The following is a 7485-nucleotide window of genomic DNA, read 5'->3' on the forward strand; positions in this document are numbered from 1 at the left end:
TCGATGCTTGTCGTTCGTGATCGTCACGGGGAGGTGCCGGACAGCGCCCACGGGCGGGGGGGCGGGGGCGCGCCCGCGGGGGGCGGGGGGCCCGCCGGGGCCCGCCCCCCCCCCCCCCGACGCCCGGCGCGGGAGCGATCTAGGCGAGCAGCGCCGGGATCGTGTTCTCGTGGGCCTCGCGCAGCTCCGCCAGGGACAGCGCGAACTCGCCCTGGAGCTCGACGGCGTCTCCGTCGACGACACCGATCCGGGTGACGGGCAGACCGCGCGCCCCGCACATGTCGTTGAAGCGGACCTCCTCCGAGCGCGGGACGGCGACGACCGCACGGCCCGCCGACTCCGAGAAGAGGAGGGTGAACGCGTCGAGCCCGTCCGGTACGACCAGCCGCGCGCCCTTGCCGCCGAGCAGCGCCGACTCGACCACGGCCTGGATCAGACCGCCGTCGGACAGGTCGTGCGCGGAGTCGATCATGCCGTCGCGGGAGGCCGAGATCAGGATCTCGCCGAGCAGCCGCTCGCGCTCCAGGTCGACCTGCGGCGGCAGCCCGCCGAGGTGGTCGTGGATCACCTGCGACCAGGCCGAACCGCCGAACTCCTCGCGGGTGTCGCCGAGGAGGTAGAGCAGCTGGCCCTCCTCCTGGAAGGCGACCGGGGTACGGCGGGCGACGTCGTCGATGACGCCCAGCACGGCCACGACCGGGGTCGGGTGGATGGCCGCTTCGCCCGTCTGGTTGTAGAGCGAGACGTTGCCGCCGGTCACCGGGGTGCCGAGCTGGAGGCAGCCGTCGGCGAGACCGCGGACGGCCTCCGCGAACTGCCACATGACGGCCGGGTCCTCGGGCGAGCCGAAGTTCAGGCAGTCGGAGACCGCGAGCGGCTTGGCACCGGTGGTGGCGACGTTGCGGTACGCCTCCGCGAGGGCCAGCTGCGCGCCCGTGTACGGGTCGAGCTTGGCGTAGCGGCCGTTGCCGTCGGTCGCGATGGCGACGCCGAGCCCGGTCTCCTCGTCGATGCGGATCATCCCGGAGTCCTCGGGCTGGGCCAGCACCGTGTTGCCCTGCACGAAGTGGTCGTACTGCGAGGTGATCCACTTCTTGGAGGCCTGGTTCGGCGAGGCCACCAGCTTCAGGACCTGGTCCTTCAGCTCGTCGCTCGACGCCGGGCGCGCCAGCTTGTTCGCGTCGTCGGCCTGGAGCTCGTCCTGCCAGGACGGGCGGGCGTAGGGACGCTCGTAGACCGGGCCGTCGTGCGCGACCGTGCGCGGGTCGACGTCGACGATCTTGCCGCCGTGCCAGAAGATCTCCAGCCGGTCGCCGTCGGTGACCTCACCGATGACGGTGGCGATGACGTCCCACTTGTCGCAGATCTCCAGGAACCGGTCGACCTTCTCCGGCTCCACGACCGCGCACATACGTTCCTGCGACTCGCTCATGAGGATCTCCTCGGGCGAGAGCGTGGAGTCGCGCAGCGGCACGTCGTCGAGGGTGACGCGCATACCGCCGGAGCCGTTGGAGGCGAGCTCGGAGGTGGCGCAGGACAGACCGGCCGCGCCGAGGTCCTGGATGCCGACGACCAGCTTCTCCTTGAAGGCCTCCAGGGTGCACTCGATGAGGAGCTTCTCCTGGAAGGGGTCGCCGACCTGGACGGCCGGGCGCTTCGACGGCTTGGCGTCGTCGAAGGTCTCGGAGGCGAGGATCGACGCGCCGCCGATGCCGTCGCCGCCCGTGCGGGCCCCGTACAGGATGACCTTGTTGCCCGCGCCGGACGCCTTCGCGAGGTGGATGTCCTCGTGCCGCATGACGCCGATGGCACCGGCGTTGACCAGCGGGTTGCCCTGGTAGCAGGCGTCGAAGACGACCTCGCCGCCGATGTTCGGCAGGCCCAGGCAGTTGCCGTAGCCGCCGATGCCCGCGACGACGCCCGGCAGGACGCGCTTGGTGTCGGGGTGGTCGGCCGCGCCGAAGCGCAGCGGGTCGACGACCGCGACCGGGCGGGCGCCCATGGCGATGATGTCGCGCACGATGCCGCCGACGCCGGTGGCCGCGCCCTGGTAGGGCTCGACGTACGACGGGTGGTTGTGCGACTCGACCTTGAAGGTGACCGCGTAGCCCTGGCCGACGTCGACGACACCGGCGTTCTCGCCGATGCCGACGAGCAGCGCGTCGGACTGCGGGGCCTTCTCGCCGAACTGGCGCAGGTGGACCTTGGAGGACTTGTACGAGCAGTGCTCGGACCACATGACCGAGTACATGGCGAGCTCGGCACCGGTCGGGCGGCGGCCGAGGATCTCCACGACCCGCTCGTACTCGTCCTTCTTCAGACCGAGTTCGGCCCAGGGCAGCTCGACGTCGGGGGTCTCGGCCGCGTGCTCGACCGTGTCCAGAGGCGTCCGGCTCATGCGTTGACCAGCTTCTTGAGGATCGAGGTGAAGAACGGCAGACCGTCGGTGCGACCGGACCCGATGAGCGGCTCGACGGCGTGCTCGGGGTGCGGCATGAGGCCGACGACGTTGCCCGCCTCGTTGGTGATGCCGGCGATGTCCCGCAGCGAGCCGTTCGGGTTGAAGTCCACGTAGCGGAACACGACCCGGCCCTCCGCCTCCAGCATGTCGAGCGTGCGCTCGTCGGCGACGTACCGGCCGTCCATGTTCTTCAGCGGGATGTGGATCTCCTGGCCGGCCGTGTAGTCGGCGGTCCAGGCGGTGTCCGCGTTCTCCACCCGCAGCTTCTGGTCGCGGCAGATGAAGTGGAGGTGGTCGTTGCCGAGCATCCCGCCCGGGAGCAGGTGCGCCTCGGTGAGGATCTGGAAGCCGTTGCAGATGCCGAGGACCGGAAGGCCGGCCTTCGCCTGCTCGATGACGGTCTCCATCACCGGCGAGAAGCGCGAGATGGCACCGGCGCGCAGATAGTCGCCGTAGGAGAAACCGCCGGGGAGGACGACCGCGTCGACCTGGTGGAGGTTCTTGTCCTTGTGCCAGAGCGCCACCGGTTCGGCGCCCGCGAGGCGGATCGCGCGCTGGGTGTCCCGGTCGTCGAGGCTGCCGGGGAAAGTGACGACGCCAATACGAGCGGTCACTTCGCGGCCTCCGCGACTTCCTCCACCTTGACGGTGAAGTCCTCGATCACGGTGTTGGCGAGGAAGGATTCCGCGAGATCACGGATGCGGGCGAGGGCGGCCTCGTCGACCGGCCCGTCAACTTCCAGTTCGAATCGCTTTCCCTGACGGACGTCGGAGATGCCTTCGAATCCCAGTCGCGGCAGCGCGCGCTGGACCGCCTGGCCCTGGGGGTCGAGGATCTCCGGCTTGAGCATGACGTCGACTACGACGCGTGCCACTGGCACTCCCGATGTGTGGTGCTGAGCAGGTTCCTTCAGACTACCTGCACAAAATTTCTACGCGGGTAGAGTTGTAGGAACATACGTGACGGCCATCACGATCGCGCATCGAAGGGGTGCGCCCACGAAAATTTCCGGGAAAGATCCGGGATCCACACCCGGCAGCTATTGCGTCCGGACACGCGGAGAGATTTAGTCGGGCTTCACATTGCAAAGCCGGGCACTGTACAAATAAATTGGCATTAGCCGATACTTTGTCCAATAACAAGCGGACAGTCGGCATCTCGTGGACGTCCTGGCACGTCATCGCGGAGATGTCGCACGAAGGGACCGATATTCGTGGCGCAGAAGGTCGTGGTCACTCTCTTTGACGACATCGACGGCTCGGAAGCGGCGGAAACGATCGCCTTCGGACTCGACGGCAAGTCGTACGAGATCGATCTGAATGAAGTCAACGCCAGGGAACTGCGCAAGGCGCTCGCCCCCTACGTGGACGCCGGCCGCAAGCGGTCGAAGTCGGGCAAGGCCTTCCGGCAGACGGAGGTCGCCCCCGACCCGGCGGCGGTCCGGGCCTGGGCCCAGGCGAACAAGATGGACGTCCCCGCTCGCGGGCGCATCCCCAAGAAGGTCTACGAGGCGTTCACCGAGGCCCAGTGAGCCCTCGGCCGACGGCCGGTCACGCACCCCTCGGAGGAACCGACTTGCGCTGCACCCCTCCTGGTCAGCTAGAGTCTGGAGCACGCCGAGGGGCCAGGCCGAAAAGCCCGGCTCACGGAGTACATGCGGGTGTAGTTCAGTAGCAGAACATCCCCCTTCCAGGGGGAAGGCGCAGTGTGCAATTCCTGTCACCCGCTCTGCTTGCACGGCCTTGACCGACCACTCCGGTCGATCAGGTAGGCTGGTGCTCGCGCCGATCGGTGAGAGCCGGTCGGAGGCAATGCGGACGTAGCTCAGTTGGTAGAGCGCAACCTTGCCAAGGTTGAGGTCGCGAGTTCGAGCCTCGTCGTCCGCTCCACGAAAGCCCCGGTCTTCGGACCGGGGTTTTTTCGTTCCCACCCGCGCGCGATCGCCTGACATTTGTCATGCCGAGCGATGACACCGCGCACTGCTGCCCGGCCCCGCCCGCCGGGACGCTGAGGTCATGGACATCAACGAGCACGAGCACGTGATCGAGGTCATGGACCTCCGGCGTGTGTACGGGGGCGGGTTCGAGGCGGTGCGCGGCATCTCGTTCTCCGTGGCCCGCGGCGAGATCTTCGCGCTGCTGGGCACCAACGGTGCGGGCAAGACGTCGACCGTCGAACTGCTGGAGGGGCTCACGCCCGCGTCCGGCGGCCGGGTGCGGGTCCTCGGCCACGACCCCTTTCGCGAGCGGGCCGCCGTACGGCCGCGCACCGGCGTGATGCTCCAGGAGGGCGGTTTCCCCTCGGAGCTGACCGTCGGCGAGACCGCCCGGATGTGGACCGCCTGCACCAGCGGCGCCCGGCCCGAAGCGGAGGCACTCGCCCTGGTCGGGCTGGCCGGGAAGGCCGGGGTGCGGGTGAAGCAGCTCTCCGGGGGCGAGCGGCGGCGCCTGGATCTGGCGCTCGCGCTGCTCGGCGAGCCCGAGGTGCTGTTCCTGGACGAGCCGACCACCGGACTCGACGCCGAAGGCCGCCGGGACACCTGGGAGTTGGTGCGCGCACTGCGCGACGGCGGCACCACCGTGCTGCTGACCACGCACTACCTGGAAGAGGCGGACGGCCTCGCCGACCGGCTCGCGATCCTGCACGAGGGACGCATCGCCGCCTCCGGCACCCCCGCCGAGGTGACCGCGGACCGGCCGTCCCGCATCTCCTTCGAACTGCCCGACGGCTACTTCCCCGGCGACCTGCCGCCGCTCGCCGAACTCGGCGTGTGCGAGCACGAGGTGGTGGGGCGGACCATACGGCTGAGCACCCGGGAGCTCCAGCGGGCGGCCACCGGACTGCTGGTGTGGGCCGCGCGGGCCGGGGTCGAACTGCGCGGCCTCGACGTGCGGTCGGCCTCGCTGGAAGAGGCGTTCCTGAGCATCGCGCGGGAGCAGCAGCCCACGGCGGGAGCGGCGGCATGAGCACCCTCACCCGGCCCGCCGCACCGGCGTACGCCCGCACGGTCCGGCGCCTGGGCGCCCTCGCCCGCGCCGAACTCACCCTGCTCGGCCGCAACCGGAGCGCGGTGCTGACCGCGCTGCTCGTACCGCTGGCGCTGCCGTTCACCGTGCGGCCCGCGGTCGACCGGATCGACCTGCGTGCCGAGGGCCTGACCCTCGGCACGGTGACACTGACCGCCGCGATCGGCTACTCCCTCCTCTTCGCCGTCTACACCTCCCTGGTGAGCGCGTTCGTCGCGCGCCGCGAGGAACTGGTCCTCAAGCGGCTGCGCACCGGCGAGCTCGGCGACCTGGAGATCCTCGTCGGCACCTGCCTGCCCGCCGTGTGCATCGGGCTCGCCCAGGCGCTGGTGCTGTCCGCGGGCTGCGCGGTGCTGCTCGACGCCGGGGCGCCCCAGGCGCCGTACCTGACCGTTCTCGGGCTGCTGACCGGCCTCGTCCTGTGCGCCGCGCTCGCCGCGCTCACCTCGGCCTTCACCAGGACCACGGAGAGCGCCCAGGTCACCGCGCTGCCGCTGGTGTTCGTGTCGATGATCGGCTCGGGCATCGCCGTCCCCCTCCAGGTCCTGCCCGACCGGCTCGCGGCCGTGTGCGAACTTCTCCCGCTCTCGCCCGCGATCCGGCTGGTCGGCGCCGGCTGGACCGGCGGCATGGGTGCGTCCGAGGCGCTGGGTGCCACGGCGACCGCGCTGGCCTGGACGGTCGTGGCGGTGTTTGCTGTACGGCGGTGGTTCCGGTGGGAACCCCGGCGCTGACGGGGGGCACGAGGCGATGAGCGCTGCGCGCGGCTGGTGGCGGGGCAAGAGCACGCCGGCCAAGGTCGAGACGTACACCCGCTGGTCGTTCCACTTCTTCGCGGTGATCGAGGTGGCGGCGCTCGGACTGCCGGTCTTCGGGCAGGCGGGACCGGGCCTCGCGGGCTGGCTGATGGCCATGGTGACCGGGCACGCGGCCCTGTGCGCGATCACCGCCTCGCGGGCGCTCGACTGGACCCGCGGCCGGCGCGATCAGCCCGTGCGGCTGCGGTGGGCACTGGGCGCGGTCAGCTACGCGCTCGCCGTCGCCACGCTGGTGATCCAGGAGTACGGCCCTAAGGGCGACGGCGTCGACACGGCCACGGGCACGGTCTTCGGCGGCGTGATGATCTTCGGCGCGGGCACCACCGCGCTCGGAGTCCGTGCCAGGCGCCGGGTGTTCGCCCTGGTGGCGGGGTACGCGGCCGGGGCGGGCTCGGTCTCCCTCCTGCTGGGCGTCCCCGGGCCCGCCGCCCTGGGGGCCTCGATCGCGGTCCTGGCCGGCGGCGCGTTCCTCGCCTTCACCTCCATGTTCTCCGTGTGGCTGCTCGACGCCGTCTACGAACTCGACACGGCCCGTGAGACCCGCGCCCGGCTGGCCGTCGCCGAGGAGCGGCTGCGCTTCGGGCGCGATCTGCACGACGTCCTGGGCCGGAACCTGGCCGTGATCGCCCTCAAGAGCGAGCTGGCGGTGCAGCTCGCCCGGCGCGGGCGGCCGGAGGCGGTGGACCAGATGACCGAGGTGCAGCGCGTCGCACAGGAGTCGCAGCGCGAGGTACGGGACGTCGTACGCGGATACCGGGAGGCCGATCTCGGTATCGAACTCATGGGTGCGCAGGGCGTGTTGAAGGCCGCCGGGATCGACTGCGCGATGAGCGGCGAGCACCGGGCGGCCCTGCTCCCGGGCGAAGTGCAGTCCGCGCTCGGCTGGGTGGTGCGGGAGGCCACCACCAATGTGCTGCGGCACGGGGACGCCGCGCGGTGTGCCGTAAGTCTGCGGATGCTGGAGGGACGTGTGGTGCTGACGGTGGAGAACGACGGGGCGTCCGGCGCTCTCGGCGCGGGAGGCGGTTCCGGCAGAGGCGGGGATTCCGGCGCGGGCGGGGGTTCCGGCGCGGGCGGGGGTTCCGGCGCGGGCGGGGGTTCCGGCGCGGGCGGGGGTTCCGGCGCGGGCGGGGCATCCGGCAGCGCGGGCCAGCGCGAGCGCCAGGCCGAGGTGGACGGC

The 7485-nt window shown here is 71.0% G+C and carries 7 protein-coding genes and 2 tRNA genes; 6 read left to right on the forward strand and 3 right to left on the reverse strand.

Features of this window, described 5'->3' with window-relative positions; all coding sequences use genetic code 11:
* Positions 1–139: 139 nt before the first annotated feature.
* The 3 genes from purL to purS are packed head-to-tail and all read right to left on the reverse strand — an operon-like array spanning position 140 to position 3335.
* On the reverse strand, positions 140–2398 hold the full coding sequence (gene purL, locus ABT085_RS18775) for a phosphoribosylformylglycinamidine synthase subunit PurL (RefSeq protein ID WP_351608616.1): 2259 nt from the start codon (positions 2396–2398) through the stop codon (positions 140–142).
* Positions 2395–3075, reverse strand: coding sequence for a phosphoribosylformylglycinamidine synthase subunit PurQ (gene purQ, locus ABT085_RS18780; protein WP_351608619.1), 681 nt, complete (start codon positions 3073–3075; stop codon positions 2395–2397). Before purQ ends, purL begins: the two co-directional genes overlap by 4 nt.
* Positions 3072–3335: a phosphoribosylformylglycinamidine synthase subunit PurS gene (gene purS, locus ABT085_RS18785; RefSeq protein ID WP_234519085.1), complete on the reverse strand. Its 264-nt coding sequence runs from the start codon at positions 3333–3335 to the stop codon at positions 3072–3074. The genes purQ and purS overlap by 4 nt, the downstream gene beginning before the upstream one ends.
* Before the next feature lie 339 nt (positions 3336–3674).
* Here purS and ABT085_RS18790 point away from each other — a divergent pair, with 339 nt between their 5' ends.
* The 6 genes from ABT085_RS18790 to ABT085_RS18815 all read left to right on the forward strand — a co-directional run.
* Entirely contained in the window at positions 3675–3992 is a 318-nt protein-coding gene (locus ABT085_RS18790; protein WP_351608622.1) for a histone-like nucleoid-structuring protein Lsr2, read from the forward strand.
* Positions 3993–4117: 125 nt separating this feature from the next.
* A tRNA-Gly gene (locus tag ABT085_RS18795) sits at positions 4118–4189 on the forward strand.
* Between the two features lie 85 nt (positions 4190–4274).
* A tRNA-Gly gene (locus ABT085_RS18800) sits at positions 4275–4350 on the forward strand.
* Between the two features lie 126 nt (positions 4351–4476).
* On the forward strand, positions 4477–5427 hold the full coding sequence (locus ABT085_RS18805) for an ABC transporter ATP-binding protein (RefSeq protein WP_351608625.1): 951 nt from the start codon (positions 4477–4479) through the stop codon (positions 5425–5427).
* Complete coding sequence (locus ABT085_RS18810; RefSeq protein WP_351608628.1) at positions 5424–6221, forward strand: ABC transporter permease; 798 nt, start codon at positions 5424–5426, stop codon at positions 6219–6221. Before ABT085_RS18805 ends, ABT085_RS18810 begins: the two co-directional genes overlap by 4 nt.
* A gap of 16 nt (positions 6222–6237) precedes the next feature.
* Positions 6238–7485, forward strand: a 1248-nt coding sequence (locus tag ABT085_RS18815; protein WP_351608630.1) for a sensor histidine kinase, incomplete at its 3' end; no start/stop codon positions are given.

Source organism: Streptomyces sp. NPDC002265 (assembly GCF_040296125.1).
Taxonomy (GTDB): Bacteria; Actinomycetota; Actinomycetes; order Streptomycetales; family Streptomycetaceae; genus Streptomyces.

Coding starts and splice junctions, on each gene's coding strand:
- purL (WP_351608616.1), bottom strand. CDS start 2,398: ATGAGCCGGACGCCTCTGGACACGGTCGAGCACGCGGCCGAGACCCCC.
- ABT085_RS18810 (WP_351608628.1), top strand. CDS start 5,424: ATGAGCACCCTCACCCGGCCCGCCGCACCGGCGTACGCCCGCACGGTC.
- ABT085_RS18805 (WP_351608625.1), top strand. CDS start 4,477: ATGGACATCAACGAGCACGAGCACGTGATCGAGGTCATGGACCTCCGG.